Here is a 24,943-nt window from a genome sequence, read left to right on the forward strand (position 1 = left end):
AGTGAATCAAGAGCGAAAGCGGGCCGAACGAGCCCGTCACAAGGATAAGAATGCAACGTATCAAGTGCCGCGTAGAGGAACTGCGCGAATATGTCGACACCATCTGGCACGTGGCCCTGACGCCGCTGCAAGAGGTCAGCTTCAAGCCGGGCCAGTATCTGCTGGTGGTGATGAGCGATTCGGACAAGCGTCCCTTCTCCATCGCCAACTCGCCGACCCGCCCTGGCGTGCTGGAGCTGCAGATCGGCGCCACCCCGGAGAACGCCTATGCCGGCCAGGTGCTGGCCCGCATGCGCGAGCAGGGGGAGATCGAGATTGAACTGGCGGCGGGCAAGGCCTTCCTGCGGGAAGAGTCACCCCGACCGCTGATCCTGATGGCAGGCGGCACCGGTTTCTCCTACGCCCGCGCCATTCTGGAATACCTGATCGACAGCGGCAGCAAGCGCCCGGTGTTCTTCTACTGGGGCGTGCGCCAGGCGCACTGGCTCTACGAGCAGGAGCAGATGCAGCAGTGGGAGCGCGACTACGCCCCGCTCACCTACATCCCCGTGGTGCAGGAGCCGGAGAGCGACTGGACCGGCAAGACCGGACTGGTGCACAAGGCCATCATGGATGACTTCGTCAGCCTGCACGACTACGACATCTATGTGGCCGGCCGCTTCGAGATGGCGGGTGCGGCGCGGGAAGAGTTCAAGATCCTGGGTGCCGAGCCGGAGCGCATCTTCGGCGACGCCTACGAGTTTATCTGAGTTCGGCATGAGGCCGGGCCCCATGGATTGGCCGGGAGTGCCTCGCTAGTTCTGCCTGCCGCCGTTTGCTTTGCGGCAGGCCAGAAACAACAAACCCCAGCCTGGCTGGGGTTTGCTTTATGGGGGCGGTGTTATTCGCCCTTGGCGCCGAGCTGCTGCTCGAGCTGGGCCAGCTTGGCCTCGAGGGTGGTCAGCTTCTCGCGGGTGCGCAGCAGCACCTTGGTCTGCACGTCAAACTCTTCGCGACTGACCAGATCCAGCTTGCCGAGCTGGGACTGCAGCACCTGACGGATCTTCTTCTCCACCTCTTCACCCATGCTGCGAATGCCGGGCGGCAGGGAGTTGTGCACCTGTTTGGCGATCTCTTCCAGTTTCTTCGGGTCGATCATGTGGTTCTCCTTAAGCAATGCGCCATTCTACCGGCAATTGATCCGCTTTGCCGAGATCGGGGGTCGCTTTTTGCCATCTGGCGTACAAGTGACCGCTGGTCGGGTCTGGTATTCGGGATGAAGCTGTTAACCTATCGAGTCCCGTTTCTATTCCAATTCCTTGATGCTGTACACAAAAAAAGCAGATCAGATGACCGACCAGCTACTTAATAATTGTTGCGTTGCTGTTAAGATGTACCGGTCGGGTTTATACCCAACGCCGTCAGCATTTCATGGATAACAACTAAAAAGAGATAAGGATATGAAAAAGAAGCTAATTTATGCCGCAGTCGTCAGTGCTATGCTGGCCGGCTGTGGTGGCAGTGACGATAACAAAGGCGACACCTCCAGCTATCTCGACTATCTGTTGACCGGTTCCAACGCAGTGCGCCCCAGTGCCCTGGCGGCCCGCGCCAGCGATGGCACCCTGAAATTCTCCACCGAAACGGCGGATCTCTCCAACCCGGTGTCGGCCATGTCGACTCTGGATGGCTGGTCCACGACCCAGGCCATCCAGATCGTGCCCGTCACCTCGTCCGGCATCACTGTCCAGGTACCGGCTGCGACCGAGTTTGCCGCCTCGGTGGCCCCGCTCTACCTGCTGGAGCTGAGCTTTGACAGTACAGCCCTGCGCCCGAGCGGCGTGAAGAAGGTGCTGACCTACGGGGTGGACTTCGTGGTGGCCGCCTCGGCTGGCAAGCTGAACCTGGTACCGCTCAAGCCGCTGAACCCCTCCTCCTACTACATGATCGTGGCCACCGACTCCCTCAAGGACAGCAACGGCAACGCGGTCAAGGCCGGCAGCGACTACGGCAACTACAAGAACAACGTCGGCAGCAATGCCCAGGAGCAGACCATCAACGGTCTGATCGCCCTGCAGGAGGGCCTGTTCAAGGCCGCCACCGGCGTCTCCACCGATCACGTCATCTTCTCCGACTGGTTCGGTACCCAGTCCGGTGCCGACGTGCTGGTCGCGGTGAAAGGGGCGGCGGCATCCGTGCTGAAGAGCCCGACCCTGGATGCGGCCGCCCTGTGGAAGCAGGATGCCAAGGGCAACACCAGCCTGCCGGGTACCTATACCCTAGCCGTGACTGGCAGCAACCCCTTCCTGACCCAGCTGGACGCCGAGGTATTCCTGCCACAGGAGCAGAAAGATGCGCTGGCCACCGCCTTCGGCCCCGGCACCCCGCTCAACGGGCTGGCCCAGCTGACCACTGTCTATACCGGTACCGTCAAGCTGCCTTACTTCCTCTCCTCGCCGGCCACCGCCGGCTCCTGGGACAAGGCCAAGACCCAGTCCTGGCACGGTGCCATCCCCAGCCTGTATGCCATCGCCAATGCCCTGAAAGCGTCTGACAGCGAAGTGATCGCCGGGCTGGTGGGCGCGGGCGTAGACCCGGCCCTGCTGGCGACGCTGATTGCCGATCCGACCCGCCAGAGCGAGCTGCTGGCCGAGGCGAGCAAGCTGATCGGGGTGACCCTCACCTCCGGCGGCAAGCCGCTGGATGCCGAGCAGAACATCGGCCGCTTCAACCCGCTGCCCATGCTGGAAGAGGTGCAGTCGGTGCCGATGCGGGTCTTCGCCAAGGATGCCCTCAACACCATCACCGACGTGATCATCTACCAGCATGGTGTCACCTCGGTGAAAGAGAACGCCTATGCGCTGGCGCTGGGCCAGATCTATGCCGGCATGCAGGCAGGCAAGAAGGTGGCGCTGGTGGTGATCGATCACCCGCTGCACGGTGAGCGCGGCTTCGCCCTGAGCGGCAGCATGGACACAGTCACCACCTCCGACAATCCGACCCCCTACCTGAACCTGAGCTACCTGACCGTGGCCCGCGACAACCTGAAACAGAGCGTGGCGGATCTGCTGGGCCTGCGTCTGGCGGTCGGTCTGGCCAATGCCAAGGGCGCCATCGGCAGCGCCGGCAGCCTCAAGGTGCACTTCCTGGGCCACTCCCTGGGCGCCATCTCCGGCACCAACCTGCTGGCAGTCGCCAACCAGTCCATCGGCAATGTCCAGGCGGATGCCCTGTTCAAGTTCGATACCGGTGGCCTGGCCATGCCGGGTGGCGGCATAGCGCCGCTGTTGCTGAACTCGCCGACCTTTGGTCCGACCATCAAGATGGGCGTGCTGACCAGCGGCAGTGCCGAGCTGAAAGCGGGCTTTACCGCCTACGCCCCCAGCTGCAAGACCGAGGTGCCGACCTGCTTCGTCAACGAGTTCCTGCCGAGCCTGAGCGCCACCCAGCAGGCCGCAGCGGCCAGCACGCTGCAGAGCTACAGCTTCGCGGCCCAGTCGGTGCTGGATTCGGCTGACCCGATCAACCTCGGCAGCGGTATCAAGAGCGACTTCCCGCTGTTCGCCACCGAGATCGTTGGCGATGGCGCGTTGAGCCTGTCGGATCAGGTGATCCCGAACAGCATCGCCTCCGCCCCGCTGGGCGGCACCGAGCCGCTGTTCAAGGTGCTGGCGCTGCAACCGCTGACCGCCACCGGTGCGGCCAGCCACAACGCGGCCCGCTTCGTGGCTGGTGGCCACAGCTCGCTGCTGGCACCGGACGAGAACTTCGATCCGAGCGGCGACGTGACCACCGAGATGCAGTCCGAGTTCGCCAGCTTCTTCATGAGCGGCGGCACTGCGGTCAAGGTGACCGATCCCACCCTGCTCAAGCAGTAAGCCAGTCGGCCAATAAAAACGCCGCCCCTCGGGGCGGCGTTTTTTTTCGTGTATAGCACTTGTCGCCGGTTCAGACTGGCCTGGTTGGTGGCCGCTATGGCTGGCAAGCTGATTGCTCACCTCGATGACCACTCCCACTCAGGCAGGCTGGTGGTGTCTGTCCAGCCAGCCCTGCAGCAGGCCGACCAGCAGGCCGGCCAGGTGGGCCATGTTGGCGGTACGGGTGCCGAGCAGATCGAAGAAACCGAGTGCCAGCCAGAACAGCATGAAGCCCATCAGCGCCGGTGGCAGGGTAAGGCCGCAGGCCGGCTGCAACTTGCTGCGCAGCCAGCAGTAGCCGAGCAGGGCATAGACCACGCCGGAGAGACCGCCAAACAGCGGGCCGCTGGCGAAAAACTCGGCCAGGTTGGGCAGGGCGGCGCCTACCAGCAGCAGGATCAGCAGCTTGCCGCTGCCGAGTCGCTGTTCGATCTGGCCCCCCAGATACCACCACCACAGCAGATTGAACACCAGGTGCAACACCGAGAAGTGAATGAAGGCAGGGGTGAAGTAGCGCCACGCCTGCCAATCGGTGAACTGGGCCAGGGTCGGGTGAAAGGCCAGCTCGTCGAAGATCGGCAGGCCGATGGCGTCGAGCCCGTAGATGGCCAGACAGGCGATGATCACCACCAGGGTCAGCGGCCCCGCCTGGTGGAGGAAGTCGGTGACCGGGTCGCTCATCCCCTTGCTGTAGTCGATGCGGGCATCGGCCCGGCCGGACTGCCAGGAGGCCTCCATGTAGCGGGGGTGGCTCGGCTCGGCCAGGAAGCGCTTCACCTCCTGCTGGGCCTGGGCGAGGCGCTGCTCGTCCGCCAGCCAGATGGTGACCCCCAACTCCGACTGGGTCAGCTCGCACGAGATGCCGAGGGTGGAGAGGTAGTCCACCAGCGCCTGGGCCATGCGGGCGTTGTCGAGCACCAGCAGCTGGATCATGCGTCGCCCGCCTGGATCGGGAACTCCCTGCGCCACGCCTCGAAGCCGCCGTCCAGGCTGTAGACCTCATCGTACCCCTGTTGCAGCAGGTACTGGGCTGCGCCCTGGCTGCTGTTGCCGTGGTAGCACATCACGATCACCGGGGTGTCGAAGTCCACCTCGTTCATGAAACGCACCAGGGTGCCGTTGGTGAGGTGGAAGGCGCCGACCGCGTGGGCTGTCTCGAACGACTGGGGGTCGCGAATATCCACCAGGCGGGCTTCACCGGCGCTGAGCTTCTGGTGGGCATCATGGGCACTGATATGGGCAAACTGGTCCATTAACATGTCCTGCGAATAGGTGATTGAGGGCCAGTTTACCGCAAGCGGGGGCCGGCGCTAAGCCCGCAATGTGTCCGGTTATTGCCGGGGCCGATCGCAATTTCCTTCAATACCCGGGGCGGGGTGCCGGCTAGGCTGGGGGCTCCTTTTACCGATACGAGCGTTATTCATGGAGACGAGTCTGCTGTTATCCATGGCCGGGTTTGCCTTGGCCATGTCCATCACCCCGGGACCGGTCAACCTGGTCGCCCTCGGCAGCGGTGCCAGGCACGGCTTTGCGGCCAGCCTGCGCCACGTGGTCGGGGCCACCTTGGGGTTTATCCTGCTGTTGTTGCTGATGGGATTGGGGCTGGGCGCCACCCTGCTGCAATGGCCGGCGGCGGCCGAGCTGCTGCGCTGGGGCGGGGTGGTCTTTCTCGGCTGGATGGCCTGGCAATTGCTGGTGGACTGCGGCCGGGTGGAAGGGGTCGACGGGGTGGCGCCCTCCTTCTGGTACGGGGCGCTGATGCAGTGGCTCAATCCCAAGGCCTGGCTCGCCGCCAGCATGGGGATGGGGGCCTATGGCAGTGCGGGCGGGGTGGGGCAGGTGGCCCTGTTCAGCGGCCTCTACCTGGTCATCTGTCTGTGCTCCATCGCTTGCTGGGCCTATGCTGGCAGCCGATTGCAGGGGTTGCTGCTGGTACCGCAGCGGCTGCGCTGGTTCAACAGGGCGATGGCGCTGTTGTTGCTGCTCTGCGCCGCCTATCTGGTGCGCTAGCCCGGCCGGATCAGCTGAGTGCGGTAGTGACCCGGGGTGGCGGCCACCCGCCGCTTGAACTGGCGCTGGAAGTGGGCCTGATCGGCAAAACCGCTGGCCAGCGCCACCTCTGCCAGCGGCTCTCCCCGCCTGAGCAGGGTGCGGGCGTGGCGGATGCGCTGATCGAGCAGGTAGGCGTGGGGCGTCATGCCGTAGTGGCGGCTGAAGCTGCGCACGAAGTGGGAGGGGGTGAGCCCGGCCACCGCGCTCAATTGCGCGAGGGTGAGGGCGCTGCTGCAGTCGTCCTGCATCAGCTCGGCGGCCCGCTGCAGGTGCTGCGGCGGCCGATCGTCCCAGCTGGCCGGAGTGAGTCTGGCCAGCAGCTGACGGCTGAACTGGTGGCAGGCCACCTCGCGCGCCAGCGGCTCCGGCTCCTGCCACAGCTGCCGATGGAGCCGGCACAGCCCCTGATAGAGCAGGGGATCCCGGCTGGCGGTCATGTCGAAGGGGCGAAATTCGTGGCCCAGCCCTGCCTCCTCCTGCTGGCGCTGCAGCCAGCCGGTGTCGAAGTAGAACATCAGATAGGACCAGGGTTCATCGGCTACCGGGTTGCAGGCGTGCACCTCTTCCGGGTTCATCAGCACCAGGTGGCCGCGGCCGACCTCCTGCCGGCTGCGCTGGTTGAGGTAGTGGCTGTGGCCGCCGGTGATGGCGCCGATGGAGAAGTGGGGGTGGCTGTGCTTGTCGTAGCAGACGCGGCGGCCATCCTGCACCGCCCGCGCCTCGATGAAAGGCAGGGCCGGATCGTGCCAGAAACTGTGGTGATCCGGCGCCGTGTTGGCCCTGCTCATGGGTCAGCCGCCGAGATAGGCCTGGCGGACGGCCGGGTTGGCCAAGAGGGCAGCCCCCGTGTCTTGCAGCACCACGTGACCGTTCTCCAGCACATAGCCGCGATCGGCCAGCTTGAGCGCCTGGTTGGCGTTCTGCTCCACCAGGAAGATGGTCATGCCGTCGCGGCGCAGCTGCTCTATGGTGTCGAAGATCTGCTGGATGACGATGGGGGCCAGCCCCAGCGAGGGTTCATCCAGCAGCAACAGGCGCGGCTTGCTCATCAGGGCGCGGCCGATGGCGAGCATCTGCTGCTCACCGCCGGACATGGTACCGGCACGCTGCTCCAGTCGCTCGTGCAGGCGGGGGAACAGGGTGAAAATCTGATCCAGCAGGCCGCGCTGCTCGGCCTTGTCGACGAAGAAGGCCCCCATCAGCAGGTTCTCCTCCACCGTCAGGCGAGCGAAGATGCGGCGCCCCTCCGGCACCACGGCGATGTCCTTGCGCATGATGCGGGCGGTGGAGAGCGAGTCTATCTGCTCCCCCTCGAACCAGATGGAGCCGCTGCTGGGCTTGGGCTCGCCGCACAGGGTCATCAGCAGGGTGGTCTTGCCGGCGCCGTTGGCGCCGATCAGGGTGACGATTTCCCCCTCTTTTACCTCGACGCTGACGTCGTGCAGCGCCTGAATCTTGCCGTAGTGGGTCGATACGTTGCGAAGTTCTAACATCTTGTTTTCCTTACGACTCGCCCAGATAGGCCTTGATCACTGCCGGATTGCTGCGGATTTCATCCGGCTTGCCGTGGGCCAGCGGGGTACCCTGGTTGACCACGAAGATGCGGTTGGAGATCTCCATCACCAGCTTCATGTCGTGCTCGATCAGCAGCACCGAGACCCCGAACTCGTCCCGCAGGTTGGAGATAAGCTCGTTCAGCTCGTCGGTCTCGTGGGGGTTGAGGCCGGCGGCCGGCTCGTCCAGCATCAGCAGCTCGGGCCGGGTCGCCATGCAGCGGGCGATCTCGAGCCGGCGTTGCTGGCCATAGGCCAGGTTGCCGGCGGCGCGGTTGGCGAGATCCTTGAGCCCCACCTTCTCCAGCCAAAAGGCGGACTGCTCCAGTCCCTCCCGCTCGGCGCGGCGAAAGGCCGGGGTCTTGAACAGCCCGGCCAGAAAACCGGTGTTGAGGTGCCTGTGCTGGGCCACCAGCAGGTTTTCCACCGCCGTCATGTCCTTGAACAGCCGCACGTGCTGAAAGGTGCGCACGATTCCCTTGCGGGCGATGAGGTGACCGGGCAGCCCCTGGATCTCCTCGCCCTTGTAGCGAATGATGCCGCCGCTCGGGCGGTAGAAGCCGGTCAGGCAGTTGAAGATGGTGGTTTTGCCGGCCCCGTTGGGACCTATGATGGAGATCACCTCCCCCTTTTCCACGTCCAGCTTGACCCCGTTGACCGCCAGCAGGCCGCCGAAACGCATCGACAGATCAGAGACTTCCATTAACTTCTGATGAGTACTCATTTTTTCAGCTCCCAGTCCAGGGTGGAGCAAGTCACCGCCAGCAATCCGGCCAGATAGCGCATCGACAGCTCAGAGACGTCCAACAACTTCTGATGCGTACTCATTTCTTCAACTCCAGATGCGGGCGGGTCATCGGCAGCAATCCTTGTGGCCGCCAGATCATCATGAACACCATCAAGAGGCCGAACATCAGCATGCGGTACTCGTTGAACTCGCGCGCCAGCTCCGGCAGCACCGTCATCACGATGGCGGCCAGCACCACCCCGATCTGGGAGCCCATACCGCCCAGCACCACGATGGCGAGCACGATGGCCGACTCGATGAAGACGAAGGACTCCGGGCTGATGAAGCCCTGGCGCGAGGCAAAGAAGCTGCCGGCAAAGCCCGCGAAGCAGGCGCCTATGGTGAAGGCGGTCAGCTTGATGATGGTGGGGTTGAGCCCCAGCGACTTGCAGGCGATCTCGTCTTCCCGCAGCGCCTCCCAGGCGCGGCCGAGCGGCATGCGCAGCAGGCGGTTGATGACGAACAGGGTCGCCACCACCAGCACCAGCGCCATCAGGTAGAGGAAGATCACCTTGTGGTTGGCGTTGTAGGCGATGCCGAAGAATTCGTGGAAGGTCTCGAAGCCGCCATCCTTGACGGTGCGGTTGAACTCCAGCCCTCCCAGGGTCGGTTTGGGAATGCCGGAGATGCCGTTCGGGCCGCCGGTCAGGCTGGTCATGTTGTTGAGCAGGATGCGGATGATCTCGCCAAAGCCCAGGGTGACGATGGCCAGGTAATCCCCCCGCAGCCGCAGCACCGGGAAGCCGAGCAGGAAGCCGAAGGTGGCCGCCATCAGGCCGGCGATGGGCAGGCACTCCCAGAAGCTGAGGCCGAAGTAGCTGTTGAGCAGGGCATAGCTGTAGGCGCCGACCGCGTAGAAGCCGACGTAGCCGAGATCGAGCAGGCCGGCGAGGCCCACCACCACGTTCAGACCCAGCCCCAGCATGATGTAAATCAGGGTGAGGGTGGCCAGATCGATGGCGCCGCGGGAGGCCATGAAGGGCCAGCTCACCGCAAACAGCAGCACCAACACGGCGGTCAGGTTATAGAGCTTGGGCGCCTCTTCCGGGCTTGGCAGCACCAGCTTGGTGAAGCCGACCGAGAAGCCGCTGATGGAGGCCTGGAACAGGCGGCTTATCTGGCCGCGCAGCATCTGGAACCAGAACACCAGGGTGGCACCGCCCAATAGCCAGGCCAGCGACACGTCGAGCCGGCTCACTACCAGCAGGCGGGTGCCGTCGGTCTCCAGCTTGAAGCCGAGCAGCCAGAAGGAGAGCACCAGCAGCACCAGGCTGGCGATGCAGGCATGAATGAATTGGCGTTTCATCATACTTTCTCCACTTCCGGGCGGCCCAGGATACCAGTGGGCATAAAGAGCAGTACGAAGATGAGCAGGGCGAACGCCATCACATCCTTGTACTCGGTGCTGAGGTAGCCGGCGGTGAGCGCCTCCACCACACCGAGCAGCAGGCCGCCCAGCACGGCGCCGGGAATGCTGCCGATACCGCCCAATACTGCGGCTGTGAATGCCTTCAGACCGGCCATAAAGCCGAGGTAGGGGTTGATGACGCCGTAATACATGCCGAGCAGCACGCCGGCGACGGCGGCCAGGGTGGCCCCCAGCACGAAGGTGATGGAGATGACCACGTGGGTGTCTATCCCCAGCAGGTTGGCCATCTTGATGTCTTCCGAGCAGGCGCGACAGGCGCGGCCCATGCGGGAGCGGCCGATGAACTGGGTCAGCGCCAGCATGGTGATGAAGGTCACCACGAAGATGATGAGCTGCATCCAGGAGAGGCTGGCCTGGAAGCCGTCGGCCTCACCCAGGGTCCAGCCGCCGGAGATCAGGGTGGGCATGGCGATGTCGCGCGAGCCCTGGGCCATCCGCATCATGTTCTGCAGGAAGATCGACATGCCGATGGCGGAGATGAGGGGGATCAGCCGGTTGCCGCCCCGCAGCGGGCGATAGGCGACCCGCTCTATGGTCCAGCCATAGCTGCCGGTGATGATGATGCTGACCAGGAAGGCGCCCCCCAGCAGCAGAAAGGTGCTGTCGATGCCCATCATCATGAGCCCCGCCATCACCATGAAAGCGACATAGGAGCCGATCATGTAGACCTCGCCGTGGGCGAAGTTGATCATGCCGATGATGCCATAGACCATGGTGTAGCCGATGGCGATCAACGCATAGGTGCTGCCTATGGTTAACCCGTTCAGCAACTGCTGAACCAGGTAAAGGAAGTGTTCGGACATACTGCGTTCCCTGTACTTGCCCGCAAAGAAAGGAGGGGTGACTCACGTCACCCCGACCGGCAGATTACTTGAGTTGGGTAGAGGTACCGTCGGCGTGCCACTGGAACACACCGAATTCAAACCCTTTCAGGTCGCCGTTGGGAGCCCAGCTGAGGGGGCCCATCACGGTATCGACCGGCGCGGCCTTGATGGCGGCGGCAACGGCAGCCGGGTCATCCTCACCCGCCTTGGCGATACCGGCAGCCAGGGTTTGCACCGCGGCATAGGTGGTCCACACGAACGGACCGGAAGAGTCCTGACCCTTGGCCTTGAACGCGGCAACCAGCGGGGCGTTGGCCGGCACCAGGTCGTACTTGTTCGGCAGGGTGACCAGCAGGCCTTCGGAAGCCGGGCCGCCGATGGCGGAGATGTCCTTGTTACCCACCCCTTCCGGACCCATGAACTTGGCCTTGAGGCCCTTCTCGCCGGCCTGACGCAGGATCAGACCCAGCTCAGGGTGGTAGCCGCCGTAGTAGACGAAATCGACGTTCTCTTTTTGCAGCTTGGCGATCAGGGCGGAGAAGTCCTTGTCACCGGCGGTGATGCCTTCAAACGCCACCACCTTGACGCCGGCCTTGTCCAGCGCCGCTTTCACGCTGGAGGCGATGCCTTCACCGTACTGTTTCTTGTCGTGGATGACGGCCACGCGCTGGGGTTTGACCTGTTCGATGATGTATTTGGCGGCAGTCGGACCCTGGTCGCTGTCCAGGCCGATGGTACGCAGCACCAGCTGATAGCCGCGCTCGGTGATCTTGGGGTTGGTGGAGGCCGGGGTCACCATCAGCACGCCTTCATCTTCATAGATGTCGGAGGCGGGCAGGGTGTTGTCGGAGCAGAGATGACCGACCACGAACTTGACGCCGTCGTTGATCACCTTGTTGGCGACCGCCACGGCCTGTTTCGGGTCACAGGCATCGTCATAGATGACGGCTTCGATCTGCTTGCCCTTGATGCCACCGGCCTTGTTGATCTGCTCGACCGCCATTTTGCCGCCGGTGAACTGCATGTCGCCGTACTGGGCGACCGGGCCAGTGACTGGGCCGGCGATGCCGATCTTGATGGTATCCGCCGCGTGGACCAGTGAGACCGATCCGAACAGGGCCATAGAAACCGCTGCCCTGACTGCCATTTTGCTCAACTTATTCATCGATTCGTCCCTTAATCAGTGGATTGTTTCATTTTCCGTGTGCCATTCCGAACCGTGATCCCGCCAGTCCGGCAATAGGTATGGTTCTATCATTCCTCGCTGGGCAATAACAAGCTGTTAAAGATACTAACCAGAGAGGGGGTAATAGTGCTTTTTTGAAACAAATATCTAATTACAGTTGTCTATTTAGAGGTTTATGTTGATGATGGCAATTAACATCTTCTCAACAAGGTGCACTTTCGATAAATGATAGATGAAAAAACTGACGATATTTTACTCTGACGCTGCTCCCATTTTGACCAAAATCCGTTTGCGCAAATAGAAATGACCGCCTAGATTAGCCAGCATTGACAATTCATTGGCAGCACTCGTTAAAACCAAGCCTTTATTCGGGAAATCTGCTAATGTTCCGCCTTTGATCTTCAGGAGACAGAGATGGCCACTATCAAGGATGTCGCCTCCCGCGCAGGCGTATCCATCTCCACCGTCTCACATGTACTCAATCACACCCGTCGGGTCAGCGAAGACGCAACCCAAAAAGTGCTTGAGGCGGTGGCAGAACTCAACTACGCGCCCAACTCGGTAGCGCGCAGCCTCAAGATAAACTCGACCAAGACCATCGGCATGCTGGTGACCACCAGTGCCAACCCCTTCTTTGCGGAAGTGGTGCAGGGGGTGGAGGCGTACTGCTTCGAGCAGGGCTACAGCCTGATCCTCTGCAACACCGAGAACCAGCCGCCCCGTCAGCAGCACTACCTGCGCATGCTGATGGAGAAGCGGGTCGACGGTCTGCTGGTGTTGGGAACCGACATCGATACCCCGCTGCGCGACATGCTTCGCATCCACAAGAACGTGCCGCAAGTGGTGCTGGACTGGGGTACCGAGTGCGATTTTGCCAACGTCATCAATGACAACGCCCGCATCGGGGCACGCCTGGCCGTGTGTCATTTGCTGGAGCAGGGTCACCGCGACATCGTCTGCATCACCGGTCAGCTGGCCAAGCCGACCACCCAGCAGCGGCTGGACGGGGTGCGCGATGCCCTGGGCGAGCAGGGTCTGACCCTGAAAGACGAGCAGATCTTCGAAGGGGATTACGAGAGCCAGAGCGGCTTCGATGCCATGCAGCGGATCCTGGCCCTCAAGCCGCGGCCGACCGCGGTGTTCGCCTTCGACGATCCCATGGCGATCGGCGCCATCTGCGCCGCCTGGGAAGCCGGGGTCAAGGTGCCGGACGATATCTCCATGATCGGTTATGACGACGTGGAGATGGCGCGCTTCTCCAGCCCGCCGCTCACCACCATCCGCCACCCCAAGGCCGAGCTCGGCCTGCTGGCGGTGCAGCAGCTGGTGAGCCGGATCCGCAACAAGGAGCTGGAAGTCGAGTCGATGACGGTGCAGCCCGAGCTGATCGTCCGCCGCTCGGTCAAGTCCCTGCGCTGATCGCGCCACGGCAGAGCCAGCAACAAGAAAACCCCCTCGCCAGCGAGGGGGTTTTTGTTTGGCTCGCGTTTATTGCAGGGGCGGCCAGTACTCCTTGTTGGCGGCGATCAGGTCGTCCAGGATGGCTTTGGCCACCGAGGCGCTTGGCACCGTCCTGGAGAGGGTGATCGCCTGCCACAGCTTCTGATAGGAGCGCTCGATCCACGCCTCCACCACCAGCTTCTCGACGGCCACCTGCTGGCCCATCATGCCCTGCTGGAACAGCGGGATGTTGCCCACCTGCAGCGGTTCAGGGCCGCTGCTGCCCACCAGGCAGGGGATCTCGACCATGGCCTCCGGGTCGAAGTTGGGGATGGCGCCCCGGTTCGGCACGATCAGCAGCATCCGCTCCTGGGTGTTGAAGGCGATGGCGGTGGCCAGATCCACTATGTAGGAGGCATGCTCGTCGATCTCCAGCTCGCCGGCCGCCGCGTTGCCGGCTGCCACGATGGCGCGGCAGGCGCTGAACACCTGCTTCTCGCGGTGCTCCATCACCTCGTTGGCGCGGGTGTGCTCCGGATTGGAGTGGGCCACCACATAGTCCGGGTAGAGGTAGTACTTCAGATAGGTGTTGGGCAGGGTGTCCGGATCAAGGGCCCACACGTCCCTGGCCTTGGCGAAGGTGTCGTTCCAGCTGGCCTCGGCGTGGCCGGCCTGCTTGGGCACATAGCCGTGCTTGGCCACGTGGGCCTTGATGGCCGGCATCAGGTCGTTGCCCGCCAGATCCTCGATGCGGGTCCACCAGCCGAAGTGGTTGAGGCCGTAGTAGCGCACCCGCATCTCCTTGCGTGACGGCAGGCCGGCGATCTGGGCCATCCGTCCCTCGATGCCGATGGGCATGTCGCAGATGTTGAGGATCCTGGCGTGGGGACGCAGGCGACGGGTCGCCTCGGCCACGATGGCGGCCGGGTTGGAGTAGTTCAGCATCCAGGCATCCGGCGAGTACTGCTCCATGTAGTCGACCAGCTCCAGCACGCCGCCGATGGAACGCATGCCGTAGGCGATGCCGCCTGGGCCGCAGGTCTCCTGGCCGACCACGCCATGGCGCAGCGGGATCTTCTCGTCCAGCTCGCGCATGGGGTACTTGCCGACCCGAATGTGGGCCATGACGAAGTCCACCCCGCTGAAGGCCGCCTTGGGGTCGGTGCCGTAGCTGAAGGCAATGTCCGGGGCTCTCTCTTTGAGCAGGACGCGGCAGGCTTCGGCGATCACCTCCTGGCGGGCCCCATCGTTGTCGTAGAACTTGATCTCGTGCAGCGGGAAGCGGTGCTGGTTCTCCAGCAGCATGAGAACGATGCCCGGGGTAAAGGTGCTGCCACCGCCGGCAATGACGACAGAGAATTTTTTCATGATCATGACTCCGTTACGAAAGAAGAGGAGGAGGGGTTGTTCATCAGGCTCTCCATGTTTTCCCTCAGCTGGGGTACATGCAGACCGATAATGATCTGGATGCTGTCACCGTGGCGGACCACGCCGTGGGCACCCAATTGTTTGAAAGCATCATCTGGTGCCACCAGGCCCGTATCGCGCAGCGATATGCGCAGCCGGGTGGCACAGTTGTTCAGGCTGTTGATATTTTCCGCGCCACCGAGCGCCGCCAGAATATGGCCGGCAATATCATGGCCACGCTGTTTTTTGGCGGCCTGATAATCGGCCTTGGAATAAAGTCTTATTTCGCTTTCATCCCGCCCAGGGGTTTTCAAATTGAATTTCAGAATGAGCGTGCGGAATATCAGGAACCAGATCCCGGTAAAGGTCAGCCCGATGGCAATCTGGGTAAACATCATGCCGGCGTGATTGTGGAACATGGGGATCCAGTTCTGCGGCAGGAACTGGTCGAGCAGACCACCGCCCATGTTGCCGACGACCCCGAACAGGTACATCACGGTCGCCATGGTGGCAGCCAGCAGGGCATGGATGGCGAACAGCAGGGGCGAGATGAAGAGGAAGGTGAACTCGAGCGGCTCGGTGATCCCCACCAGCATGGCGGTCAGGGTGGCCGGGATCAGCAGGCCGGCCACCTTGGCCTTGTTCTCCCTGGCGGCGGTGGCGTAGATGGCGAGTGCAATCCCCATGGCCCCGAAGATCTTGGAGTTGCCGTGCAGGGCGAAGCCGCCCTGGGGGAACAGCTCGATCAGCGGCCGGGTGCTCTGGCTGAACTCCAGCATGTGCTGGGCCCAGTAGAGCTGGATGCCGCCTTCCACCGCGGCCGGGCCGAAGATGAAGGGGCCGTAGATGAAGTGGTGCAGGCCGGTCGGTATCAGGATCCGCTCGAGGAAGGTGTAAACCCAGACGCCGAGCGGGCCGGAGACCAGCATGAACTCCTGCAGGGAGGCGATGCCCATCTGCACCTTGGGCCAGCCCAGCAGGGTCAGCCAGGCGCAGGGGATCATCACGAAGAAGGCGACTATGGTGACGAACGAGCTGCCCTGGAAGATGCCGAGAAAGACCGGCAGCTGCCGGTCGAACAACCGGTTGTGCAGGGCGGTGACGATGCCGGAGATGGCGATGGCACCTATGATGCTGGTGTCCAGGGTCTTGATACCGGCCACCATGGCTAGCCCGCTCTCGCCACCCACCGCCTGGTTGAAGTCGACCCCGAAATAGTCGCCCCAGGTCATCCCCATGGCATTGATGAAGTAGTTCCAGGTCATGAAGCTGACCAGCACGGAGAGGCAGGCGCGGGCCTGAGCCTTATTTGCCAGCCCGATCGGCAGGCCGATGGCAAATATCAGCGGCATATTTCGAAATACCGTCCAGCCACCCTCTTCAATAATATGGACTATTTGAAAAAACAGTCCCTGAGGATTTGCCAGTGTCTCTCCCACGAACATGGGATTTTTCAGCATGATTGCAATGCCTACCACCATACCTGCGAATGGAAACAGTAATACAGGCGTAAACATTGCCCCGCCAAAACGTTGAATTTGACTGAGCATATAGCGTCCCTTTTTATTAGAGAATTGTCTGACTGCTGTTGTCGTATTGCTGAATTGAACCTAACAACAAGCGATCAGGCCCTCATGAAATATGTGGTGGTTATGTGATCCGGCGCATGCACTTATTTAGACAAAGAGATCTAAATTTTGCGATATTGTTGTACGTCTTGTTTTTGTGACGTTTTTATCGGGTTATTTGAATTTAAAATTGTTTATTTTCAGCTGGTTGAAATAAAGGCGAGCAAATGGGCCGCCACCCCGGCTGGGTAAAGAGAGGTCTAGCAGTGATCTACAAATCGGTGGCGGATCGATTGCGTATCCGGGTCAACGGGGCGGATTGCCGGGTGGGGGATGTCCTGCCGAGCGAGAAAACCCTGGCGAGTCAGTTCGGGGTATCGCGGATGACGGTGCGCAAGGCGGTGGACATGCTGATCGAGTGGGGGCTGGTGGAGCGGCGCCACGGCAGCGGCACCTACGTGACCAAGAAGGACGTGCAGCACGAGACCAAGGGGCTGAGCGGTTTCACCGAGCTGATGCGTGAACAGGGCCGCAGCCTGACCAGCGAGGTGCTGGAGTTTCGCACCATGCCGGCCCCACCCGCCATCGCCAGCCAGCTCAGGATCAAGGTGAACGAGCCGGTCTACTTCTCCAATCGGGTGCGCTCGGTGGACGGCCGGGCCCTGCTGGTGGAGGAGAGCTACATGCCGGTGCGGCTGTTTCGCACCCTCTCGGTGGCACACCTGGAGGGATCCAAGTTCGCCTACATCGAGAACGAGTGCCAGCTCCCCATCGCCGGCAACTACGAGAGCTTCAGCGCCGTGCTGGCCGACCGGCGCATGGCCGAGCTGCTGCACATCGAGCAGGGGGCGCCCATCCTGCGGCTCACCTCGCTCTCCTACGGTGAAAACGGCGAGTTTCTCAACTACTCCATCATGTTCCGCAATGCCAACGACTATCACGTTGACTACCACCTGCGTCGCGCCCGCGGTTAGCCTGACCCGCATCTTGCTGCGTATGCCAACCCCCTCGCCAGCGAGGGGGTTTTTGTTTGATGGCCCTGAATGGGCGCCTCAGGCTTTGAGGCCGAGCCGCTTGGCGAGCCGGTGCAGGTTGCCGCTGTCGAGCTCCAGCGCGCGGGCGGTGGCGGCCCAGTTGCCGTCATGGGCGGCCAGGGTCTGCTCGAGCAGTGCGAGCTGGAAGGCGTCGGTGGCGGCCCGCAGGCCGAGGCCGCCGGGCAAGGGGGTCATTGGCGCCATGGCGGGGCTGGTGGAGGGGGGGAGGGGGCCGGCCGCCAGGTTGAAGTGATGGCTGGCGAGGGTCGGGGTCTGGCTGCCCTGTTCGGCCCGCGCCAGCACGGCGGCGCGGTGGATGGCGTGCTCCAGCTCGCGCACGTTGCCGGGCCAGTCGTGGCGCTCGAGCAGTTGCAGCGCCTGTGGCTGGATGCGCAGCCGCTCCAGCCCCAGGCTGAGCCGGCAGCGCTCGCAAAAATAACCGGCCAGCAGGGGGATGTCGCCGGGGCGCTCGCGCAGCGCCGGGGCGTGGATCGGGAACACGCTCAGCCGGTGGTAGAGGTCGGCCCGGAACTGCCCCTCGACCACCGCCTGCTTCAGATCCCGGTTGGTGGCCGCCAGGATGCGCACGTTCACCTTGAGCGGGGTGTCGTCACCGATCCGCTGCAGATCGCCGTACTGCAGCACCCGCAGCAGCTTGGCCTGCAGCGGCAGGGAGAGCTCGCCGATCTCGTCGAGAAACAGGGTGCCCTGATCCGCCAGCTCGAATTTGCCCGCCCGGTTGTGGATGGCGCCGGTAAAGGCCCCCTTCACGTGGCCGAACAGCTCGCTTTCGGCCACCGACTCCGGCAGGGCGGCGCAGTTGAGGTAGACCAGCGGGGCCTTGGCACGCTGGGAACCGCGATGCACCGCCTTGGCGATCAGCTCCTTGCCGACCCCGGTCTCCCCCAGGATCAGTACGTTCAGCTCCGAGCTGGCCACCACCTCGATCTCGTGGCGCAGCCGGGCCATGGCGGGGGACTGGCCGATCATCTCCGGCTGCTCAGGGCCGGGCCGGGTGCCGGGGACCAGCGGTTCGCTGCTCTGGTGGGCGAGCCGCTCCAGCAGCAGCGCGTTGTTGAGGGCGGCGGCGGCCAGGGCGCCCACCAGCCGCAGCTCCTCGTCGCTGATGCCGTCGAATTGGGTCGGGTTCATGCCGTCTATGGTCAGCGCGCCGATCAGCGCCTGATCCGAGAACAGCGGCAGGCCGACACAGGCGTGCACCTTGAAGTCGTCGTGATCCGGCAGCAGGCCGTCATAGGGGTCGGGCAGGCTGCTGTCGGCGGGGAAGCGCACCACGTCGCCGGCGCGGGCGATGGCCTCCATGCGCGGGTGATCCTTGAGGGCGAAGCGGCGCCCCAGCACGTCCTGCATCAGGCCGTCGATAGCCAGCGGGATGAACTGGCCCCCCTCGTAGCGCAGCAGGGCCGAGGCATCCGAGTTCAGCAGGCTGCGCACGCTCTGGATCAGGCGGTGGAAGCGGTCCTGATGGGAGATGCCGAGTTGCAGGTCGAGGGCGATGCGCGCCAGGCTGTCGGTTGAGATCACGATGATTGTCCAAATGACAGTGTGTTTGTGATTTTGACTATAAAGAGAGGCTGTCTAAATGACAATGATAGATGTGTGTATCTATTAAAAACAACAAGTTACATATTGGCACGTCCGCTGCAATAGCTGGTTCAGTCGAACATACACTATTGCATTCGAGGAACTGCCTGATGAGCATTCACGTCAAGAACAACATCCACTGGGTCGGCCAACGGGACTGGGAGGTACGCGACTTCCACGGTACCGAGTACAAGACCCACAAGGGCACCAGCTACAACAGCTATCTCATCCGCGAAGGGAAGAACGTGCTGATCGATACCGTCGATCACAAGTTCAGCCGCGAGTTCGTGCAGAACCTGGCGGCGGAGATCGATCTCGCCGCCATCGACTATGTGGTGATCAACCACGCCGAGGAGGATCACGCCGGTGCCCTGACCGAGCTGATGGCCCGCATCCCCGGCACCCCCATCTACTGTACCCACAACGCCATCGACTCCATCACTGGCCATCATCACCACCCGGAGTGGAACTTCCACCCGGTCAAGACAGGGGACAGCCTGGACATCGGCAACGGCAAGCAGCTGGTATTTATCGAGACCCCCATGCTGCACTGGCCCGACAGCATGATGACCTACATGACAGAGGATGCGGTGCTCTTCTCCAACGACGCCTTCGGCCAGCACTACTGCGACGAGCACCTGTTCAACGACGAAGTGGATCAGACCGAGCTGATGGAGCAGTGCCAGCGCTATTACGCCAACATCCTCACCCCCTTCAGCCCGCTGGTGACCGCCAAGATCAAGGAAGTGCTGGGCTTCAACCTGCCGGTGAGCATGGTGGCCACCTCCCACGGCATCGTCTGGCGCGAGGACCCCACCCAGATCATCCTGAAATACCTGGAGTGGGCCGACCACTATCAGGAAGATCGTATCACCCTCTTCTACGACTCCATGTCCAACAACACCCGCATGATGGCCGACGCCATCGCCCAGGGCATCCACGAGGTGGATCCGGGCGTGGCGGTGAAGATCTACAACGTGGCGCGCCACGACAAGAACGAGATCCTGACCCAGGTGTTCCGCTCCAAGGGGATACTGGTGGGCTCTTCCACCATGAACAACGTCATGATGCCCAAGGTGGCGGGCATGCTCGAAGAGATCACCGGCCTGCGCTTCCGTAACAAGCGGGCCTCGGCCTTCGGCAGCTACGGCTGGACCGGCGGCGCGGTGGACCGGATCCAGACCCGGCTGATGGATGCGGGCTTTGACATCAGCATCTCCCTCAAGGCCAAGTGGCGCCCGGATGGTTCCGCCTTGGCGGAATGCCGCGAGCACGGCCGCCAGCTCGCCCGTCAGTGGGCGCTGCATCCGCTGGACGCGCCCCGCCCGATCACCCCCACTCAGGCGGCGGTGACACCTGCCCCCCTGATGCCCGCTGCTGAGCCGAAAGCCGCAGCGGCTGTCGCCGAGTGGGATGACGACCAGGCCATGCTCTGCACCGTCTGCCAGTGGGTCTACGACCCGGCCCAGGGCGAGCCGGATCAGCTGGTTGCGCCGGGCACCCCCTGGGCCCAGGTGCCGGACAGCTTCCTCTGCCCGGGTTGCGGCATCGGCAAGGAGGTATTCGAACCCTGCGCCGTGGAGGCCTGTGTATGAACGCAGCAACGCAGAGTGACGCCGGCATCAGCCGGGAGATAGTGGTGATCGGCAGCGGCTTCGCCGCCCAGCAGCTGGTCAAGAGCCTGCGCAAGCTGGACGCCGAACAGCCCATCCGCCTTATCACCGCCGACAGTGGCGACGAGTACAACAAGCCCGACTTGAGCCACGTGGTGAGCCGGGGCTGCGCCGCCGCGGCCATGACCCGCCAGAGTGGCTGCGACTTTGCCGAGCAGCAGCGCATCGCGCTGCTACCCCACTGCCCGGTGCTCGGCATCGACCCTGCCCGGCGGTTGGTGCTGACCGAGCAGGGGGAATTCCCCTATGGCCGGCTGGTGCTGGCCACCGGCGCCAGTGCGGTACGCCCCGAGCTGCCGGGCAGCGAGCATCTGGTCACCCTCAACAGCCAGCAGGAGTATGCCGCCGCCGAGGGGGCAATCCAGCAGGCCCGCCGCATTCTGGTGCTGGGGGCCGGCCTCATCGGCTGCGAGCTGGCGATGGACATGGCGAGCGATGGCTGCGAGGTCACCCTGCTGGATCTGGCCGACAGCCCGCTGAGCACCCTGCTGCCCGCCGTCCTGACCCAGCCGCTGCAACAGGCGCTGCGCAGCCAGGGGGTCAGTCTGCAGTTCGGGACAGGTCTCGCCAGGATGGATGCCCAGCCGGGGGATGGCTGGCGTGTCACCCTGAGTGACGGCCGCATAAGCGAGCAGGATCTGGTGATCGCCGCGATCGGCCTGCGGCCGAATCTGGCCCTGGCCCGCGGGGCCGGGCTGGCCGTGGAGCGTGGCATCCTGGTCGACGAGCGGCTGCAGACCAGCGACCCCCATATCTTCGCGCTGGGGGATTGCGTGCAGTGGCAAGGTCAGCTGCTTCCCTTCCTGCAACCCATAGTACTGGGGGCCAATGCGCTGGCGCGCACCCTGCTCGGCACGCCGACCCCGCTGACCCTGCCGCCCATGTTGGTAAAGGTGAAGACGCCGCGCTACCCGCTGCAACTGGCCGGCCGCACCAAGGGCGAGGATCTCGCCTGGCAGTGCCGCTGGAACAGCCACGGCATGGTGGCCGAGGCGCGCGATGAAGCCGGCGAGCTGTGCGGTTTCGTGGTGGGGGGCGACCAGATGAGCGCCGCCTTCCCGCTGCTGCGTCAGCTGCCCCGTTAACCCCTTTTATTGCACCGGCCGGGTCGACCCGGCCACTCGAGGAGAACTGATATGGCCATGCAACTGATTCCGTCTCACTGGGTGGTGCGTCGCTCCACCCCCTTCTTCACCCGCCAGAATGTGCCCCAGGCCCTGCTCACCCACCACAACACCGCGGCCGGGGTGTTCGGCCAGCTCTGCGTGATGGAGGGCACCGTCACCTATCACGGCTTTGCCAACGAGCAGGCCGAGGAGCCCGAGGTGAGCCTGGTGATCCGGGCCGGGGAGTTTGCTACCAGCCCGCCCCAGTATTGGCACAGGGTCGAGCTGTCGGAGGATGCCCGCTTCAACATCCACTTCTGGGCCGAGCAGGCCGAATCCGACCAGCCGCTGTTCAACAGCCGCAAGGCATAAGGTTCAACCATGGGGAGGGGCATTGGGCGCAAATGCCCTCTCTGCCCATGCAGATCAAAACAGTCAACTCAGATGTCCGTTATCCTTGCCGCCAGTGGTGGATGAGGCAGTGAGGGAAACATGAGCGTGATCGAAGCCGTGACCATGGCCGCCAGCCTGGCCTATCTGGTGCTGCTGGCATGGCAGGCGCGATCGGGCTGGCCGTGGCGTCTTGCCCTCGGCCTGCTGCTCATGCTCTGGTTGCTGGCGGCGGACAGTCTGCTCTGGCTCGGCTTGGGGCTGGTGGCCGGCGCGCTTGCTCTCTGGCACCACCAGCGGCCGCTGCCCGCCCTCGAGGCGCTCGACGGTCAGCGGCTGCGAGCGCGTACACGCCAGCTGCTGTTGCTCTGCTGGGGGCTGGTGACGCTGCAGTACGGCCTGCATGTCTGGCAGCTGGGGCAGGGGATGAGCCCCTGGCTGGTGCGCCCTGACGTGGTGGACGGCTTCCTGCCCATCGCCGGCGGGCTCGGGCTGCGGGCCTGGCTCGGGCAGGGGCTGGTGGATCCGCACCATCCGGCGGCTACCGTGACTGTGCTGGTGCTCTCGCTGTCGGCCCTGCTGCTGGGACGGGCATTCTGTGCCTGGTTTTGCCCGCTCGGACTGGTGGGTGAATGGCTGCACGGCTTGCGCAGCCGATGGATAACGGGGGAGTGGACGCCGCCACGCTGGTTCGATGTCGTGCTGCGCGGCCAGAAGTTCATGGTGCTCGCTTTCCTGCTGTTTATCGTGCTGATCGCGGTGCCAGGCGCTGCCCTGCCCGGCTACTTCACCAGCCCCTACCATCAGGCGGCGGACATGAAGATGGGGGCCTTCTTCTTCAACCTGACCCTGATCTCGGGTCTGTGCCTTGGCTGGGTGCTGCTGCTCACCGCCACCTTCCGCCAGGGGTTCTGCCGCTATCTTTGCCCCTATGGCGCCTGGCTGGCCCTGCTCGGTCTATTGACGGTGCTGCGCATCCGCCGCGACCCGGCTCGCTGCCTGCGCAGTGCCGGCCACGATTGCGACAAGTGCAGCCGGGCCTGCCCGTCGCGCATCCAGGTGCACCAGCTCATCGCGGTGCGCAGCCTCGAGTGCACCAGCTGTCTGAGCTGCGTGGCCGCCTGCCCCAAGCGGGCCGATGCGCTGCATCTTGGCACGCCACGGCGCAGGCTCAGTCCTCCACGCTTGCTGGGGCTGCTCTGTCTGTTGCTGCTGGTGTTGCCACTGCTTTGTTATGGCCTGCTGGGGATCTGGGTCAGCCAGACACCGCTCGAGGTGCGGGCTCAGCTGCTGCAACTGCTGCCGCAGTTGACCCATTGAATACCGACACGCCGGTCAAAGGCGGTCTGCCCAGGGGGGGCCGGGCTGCCTGAAAATGCACCCAAATTTGATACCTGAGGGGGAGCAGGGTAAAGTCCCTTCCCCGACATGGCGGCTCTGCAGCCGTGCCGGGCCGGCAGTCAGCCCTGAGCGCACCTCGCTTCCCCTTCGAAGCAGCCAGCGCCGGGCGCCGGCACCTAGATGAGCGCGATCTACCATGACAACCGGCGTAGCAAATGCAACGGTCCGCGGTCGCGATCAGATCCACAATCGTCTTTGGAGAAGTAAATGGGACAGAAACCATCGTTGGTAGGCGGGGCATGCATCATTGCCGGCGTCTGTGTCGGGGCTGGCATGCTGGGTTTGCCGAGTGCGGGGGCAGGTGCCTGGACCCTCTGGTCGGTACTGGCCATCACCCTGACCATGATAGTGATGACAGTCTCCGGCTGGATGCTGCTGGAGTCCTATCAGGGTTATCCGCTGCGCGTGTCGTTCGATACCGTCACCCGTGAGCTGCTGGGGGAGAAGGTCAACGCCTTCAACAACCTCACCGTCTATTTCGTCGGCGGCATCCTGCTCTACGCCTACATCACCTCGGCCGGCCTCATCATAGACGGCATGACCGGCATCGGCAGCCAGTGGGCTTCCATCCTGTTTACCCTGGGCTTCTCCGGCCTGGTGTGGCACTCCACCCGGGCGGTGGATCGCATCTCCGTGGTGCTGGTCATCGCTATGGGGCTGAGCTTCGTGTTTGGCATCTCCGGGCTCTCCATCAACATCAAGCCGACCCTGCTGTTCGACACCCTGAGCCAGCATGCCAGCTATGCCCCCTATGCGCTGGCCATGTTGCCGGTGGCGCTCACCTCGTTCGGCTATCACCACTCTGTCTCCTCCATGCGCGCCTACTACGGTGAGGAGCGCCGTGCCCGCTACGCCATCCTCGGCGGCACCGCCATCGCGCTGCTGTTCTACCTCATCTGGCTGGTGAGCGTGTTCGGCAACCTGCCGCGCAGCGAGTTCGGGCCCGTGGTGGCGCAGGGCGGCAACGTCGACGTGCTGCTCAAGGCGCTGGCTTCGGTGATTGAATCCGAGGCGGTCGCCAGCGCCCTCAACGCCTTCTCCATGGCGGCGATCCTCTCCTCCTTCATCGGAGTGGGGCTGGGGGTGTTCGACTATCTGGCGGATCTGTTCAAGTTCGACAACAGCCGCCAGGGCCGCGCCAAGTCGTGGGCCGCCACCTTCCTGCCGCCGCTGCTGCTCTCCCTGCTGTTCCCGTTCGGCTTCCTGATGGCCATCGGCTACGCGGGCGCCGTGGCCACCCTGTGGACCTGCATCATCCCGGCGCTGCTGGCCTGGAAGGTGCGGGCCGGCAAGCAGGAGGGCAAGGACGAGGGTTTCCGCGCACCGGGCGGCATGCCGATGATCGTCGGCGTCTTCCTGTTCGGGGTGCTGACCGCCGCCTTCCACCTGCTCAACATGGCGGGCCTGCTGCCGGTCTATACCGGCTGAAGGGGTTGAATCTCCCCGGTCTGCCGCGGCAGGCTGCGACAAAAAACGGCGCCTGATGGCGCCGTTTTGCATGCCAGATTGTGACTCAGACAGACAGGTTGGGGTTGGGCGGGCTGGCCGGCTGGCGGGTGTGCACTATAGTTTGGTTCTTTTTGGAGCCAAAA

22 protein-coding genes are annotated in these 24,943 nt (G+C 63.5%); 10 read left to right on the top strand and 12 right to left on the bottom strand.

Annotation, left to right across the window (positions count from 1 at the left end):
- Positions 1-50 precede the first annotated feature (50 nt).
- On the top strand, positions 51-749 hold the full coding sequence (gene fre, locus ACB033_RS21425; RefSeq protein ID WP_017780576.1) for an NAD(P)H-flavin reductase: 699 nt from the start codon (positions 51-53) through the stop codon (positions 747-749).
- 131 nt (positions 750-880) lie between these two features.
- On the opposite strand, the gene ACB033_RS21430 is transcribed toward fre, so the two are convergent.
- Positions 881-1,138 (bottom strand): accessory factor UbiK family protein, encoded by a 258-nt coding sequence (locus tag ACB033_RS21430; protein ID WP_139726397.1) that lies wholly within the window; start codon positions 1,136-1,138, stop codon positions 881-883.
- A 301-nt stretch (positions 1,139-1,439) separates the two neighbouring features.
- Here ACB033_RS21430 and ACB033_RS21435 point away from each other — a divergent pair, with 301 nt between their 5' ends.
- Positions 1,440-3,857 carry a VolA/Pla-1 family phospholipase gene (locus tag ACB033_RS21435; protein ID WP_139726396.1) on the top strand — a complete coding sequence of 806 codons (2,418 nt, stop codon included), beginning with the start codon at positions 1,440-1,442 and terminating at the stop codon, positions 3,855-3,857.
- 138 nt (positions 3,858-3,995) lie between these two features.
- Here the strand turns inward: ACB033_RS21435 and glpG are convergent, their stop codons facing one another.
- Together glpG and glpE are read right to left on the bottom strand one after the other, a co-directional pair.
- The gene (gene glpG / locus ACB033_RS21440; protein ID WP_005307318.1) at positions 3,996-4,829 is read right to left on the bottom strand and encodes a rhomboid family intramembrane serine protease GlpG; all 834 of its coding nucleotides are present in this window, start codon (positions 4,827-4,829) and stop codon (positions 3,996-3,998) included.
- On the bottom strand, positions 4,826-5,149 hold the full coding sequence (gene glpE / locus ACB033_RS21445) for a thiosulfate sulfurtransferase GlpE (RefSeq protein WP_005307320.1): 324 nt from the start codon (positions 5,147-5,149) through the stop codon (positions 4,826-4,828). Before glpE ends, glpG begins: the two co-directional genes overlap by 4 nt.
- Before the next feature lie 70 nt (positions 5,150-5,219).
- Between glpE and ACB033_RS21450 the strand changes: the two genes are divergently transcribed.
- Entirely contained in the window at positions 5,220-5,906 is a 687-nt protein-coding gene (locus ACB033_RS21450; protein WP_139726395.1) for a LysE family translocator, read from the top strand.
- Here the strand turns inward: ACB033_RS21450 and ACB033_RS21455 are convergent.
- The 6 genes from ACB033_RS21455 to ACB033_RS21480 all read right to left on the bottom strand — a co-directional run bounded on the left by ACB033_RS21455 (position 5,903) and on the right by ACB033_RS21480 (position 11,706).
- Positions 5,903-6,736 (bottom strand): AraC family transcriptional regulator, encoded by an 834-nt coding sequence (locus ACB033_RS21455; protein WP_010635561.1) that lies wholly within the window; start codon positions 6,734-6,736, stop codon positions 5,903-5,905. The genes ACB033_RS21450 and ACB033_RS21455 overlap by 4 nt on opposite strands.
- 3 nt (positions 6,737-6,739) lie before the next feature.
- Positions 6,740-7,441 (bottom strand): ABC transporter ATP-binding protein, encoded by a 702-nt coding sequence (locus ACB033_RS21460; protein WP_005307325.1) that lies wholly within the window; start codon positions 7,439-7,441, stop codon positions 6,740-6,742.
- 10 nt (positions 7,442-7,451) lie between these two features.
- Positions 7,452-8,225 (bottom strand): high-affinity branched-chain amino acid ABC transporter ATP-binding protein LivG, encoded by a 774-nt coding sequence (gene livG, locus ACB033_RS21465; RefSeq protein ID WP_005307326.1) that lies wholly within the window; start codon positions 8,223-8,225, stop codon positions 7,452-7,454.
- Positions 8,226-8,325: 100 nt separating this feature from the next.
- Positions 8,326-9,594 (bottom strand): high-affinity branched-chain amino acid ABC transporter permease LivM, encoded by a 1,269-nt coding sequence (locus tag ACB033_RS21470; RefSeq protein ID WP_019841062.1) that lies wholly within the window; start codon positions 9,592-9,594, stop codon positions 8,326-8,328.
- The gene (gene livH, locus ACB033_RS21475; protein WP_005307331.1) at positions 9,594-10,520 is read right to left on the bottom strand and encodes a high-affinity branched-chain amino acid ABC transporter permease LivH; all 927 of its coding nucleotides are present in this window, start codon (positions 10,518-10,520) and stop codon (positions 9,594-9,596) included. Before livH ends, ACB033_RS21470 begins: the two co-directional genes overlap by 1 nt.
- A 64-nt stretch (positions 10,521-10,584) precedes the next feature.
- Positions 10,585-11,706, bottom strand: a complete 1,122-nt coding sequence (locus tag ACB033_RS21480; RefSeq protein ID WP_005307334.1) for a branched-chain amino acid ABC transporter substrate-binding protein — start codon at positions 11,704-11,706, stop codon at positions 10,585-10,587.
- Between the two features lie 435 nt (positions 11,707-12,141).
- Between ACB033_RS21480 and ACB033_RS21485 the strand changes: the two genes are divergently transcribed.
- The gene (locus ACB033_RS21485; RefSeq protein ID WP_371140735.1) at positions 12,142-13,146 is read left to right on the top strand and encodes a substrate-binding domain-containing protein; all 1,005 of its coding nucleotides are present in this window, start codon (positions 12,142-12,144) and stop codon (positions 13,144-13,146) included.
- Between the two features lie 69 nt (positions 13,147-13,215).
- Here ACB033_RS21485 and ACB033_RS21490 read toward each other — a convergent pair whose 3' ends face one another.
- Both ACB033_RS21490 and ACB033_RS21495 read right to left on the bottom strand, forming a co-directional pair.
- Positions 13,216-14,535, bottom strand: coding sequence for a 6-phospho-alpha-glucosidase (locus ACB033_RS21490; protein WP_371140736.1), 1,320 nt, complete (start codon positions 14,533-14,535; stop codon positions 13,216-13,218).
- 2 nt (positions 14,536-14,537) lie between these two features.
- Positions 14,538-16,124: an alpha-glucoside-specific PTS transporter subunit IIBC gene (locus ACB033_RS21495; protein WP_324008381.1), complete on the bottom strand. Its 1,587-nt coding sequence runs from the start codon at positions 16,122-16,124 to the stop codon at positions 14,538-14,540.
- A gap of 284 nt (positions 16,125-16,408) precedes the next feature.
- Here ACB033_RS21495 and ACB033_RS21500 point away from each other — a divergent pair, with 284 nt between their 5' ends.
- Complete coding sequence (locus tag ACB033_RS21500) at positions 16,409-17,116, top strand: GntR family transcriptional regulator (RefSeq protein ID WP_010635556.1); 708 nt, start codon at positions 16,409-16,411, stop codon at positions 17,114-17,116.
- Positions 17,117-17,194: 78 nt separating this feature from the next.
- Here the strand turns inward: ACB033_RS21500 and norR are convergent, their stop codons facing one another.
- Positions 17,195-18,721: a nitric oxide reductase transcriptional regulator NorR gene (norR, locus tag ACB033_RS21505; protein ID WP_371140737.1), complete on the bottom strand. Its 1,527-nt coding sequence runs from the start codon at positions 18,719-18,721 to the stop codon at positions 17,195-17,197.
- Between the two features lie 170 nt (positions 18,722-18,891).
- On the opposite strand from norR, the gene norV reads away from it, so the two are divergent.
- The 5 genes from norV (at position 18,892) to ACB033_RS21530 (ending at position 24,779) form a co-directional block, all read left to right on the top strand.
- Positions 18,892-20,376 (top strand): anaerobic nitric oxide reductase flavorubredoxin, encoded by a 1,485-nt coding sequence (norV, locus tag ACB033_RS21510; protein WP_010635554.1) that lies wholly within the window; start codon positions 18,892-18,894, stop codon positions 20,374-20,376.
- A complete protein-coding gene (gene norW, locus ACB033_RS21515) occupies positions 20,373-21,539 on the top strand; it encodes an NADH:flavorubredoxin reductase NorW (protein WP_268037795.1) in 1,167 nt (388 codons plus the stop codon). Before norV ends, norW begins: the two co-directional genes overlap by 4 nt.
- Before the next feature lie 51 nt (positions 21,540-21,590).
- Positions 21,591-21,932 (top strand): DUF1971 domain-containing protein, encoded by a 342-nt coding sequence (locus tag ACB033_RS21520; RefSeq protein ID WP_041218431.1) that lies wholly within the window; start codon positions 21,591-21,593, stop codon positions 21,930-21,932.
- Positions 21,933-22,052: 120 nt separating this feature from the next.
- Positions 22,053-23,270: a 4Fe-4S binding protein gene (locus ACB033_RS21525; protein ID WP_371140738.1), complete on the top strand. Its 1,218-nt coding sequence runs from the start codon at positions 22,053-22,055 to the stop codon at positions 23,268-23,270.
- A 288-nt stretch (positions 23,271-23,558) separates the two neighbouring features.
- Positions 23,559-24,779 carry an aromatic amino acid transporter gene (locus tag ACB033_RS21530; protein WP_005307366.1) on the top strand — a complete coding sequence of 407 codons (1,221 nt, stop codon included), beginning with the start codon at positions 23,559-23,561 and terminating at the stop codon, positions 24,777-24,779.
- Positions 24,780-24,943: the final 164 nt, after the last annotated feature.

It is taken from the genome of Aeromonas sp. S15(2024) (assembly GCF_041402265.1).
Taxonomy (GTDB): Bacteria; Pseudomonadota; Gammaproteobacteria; order Enterobacterales; family Aeromonadaceae; genus Aeromonas; species Aeromonas dhakensis.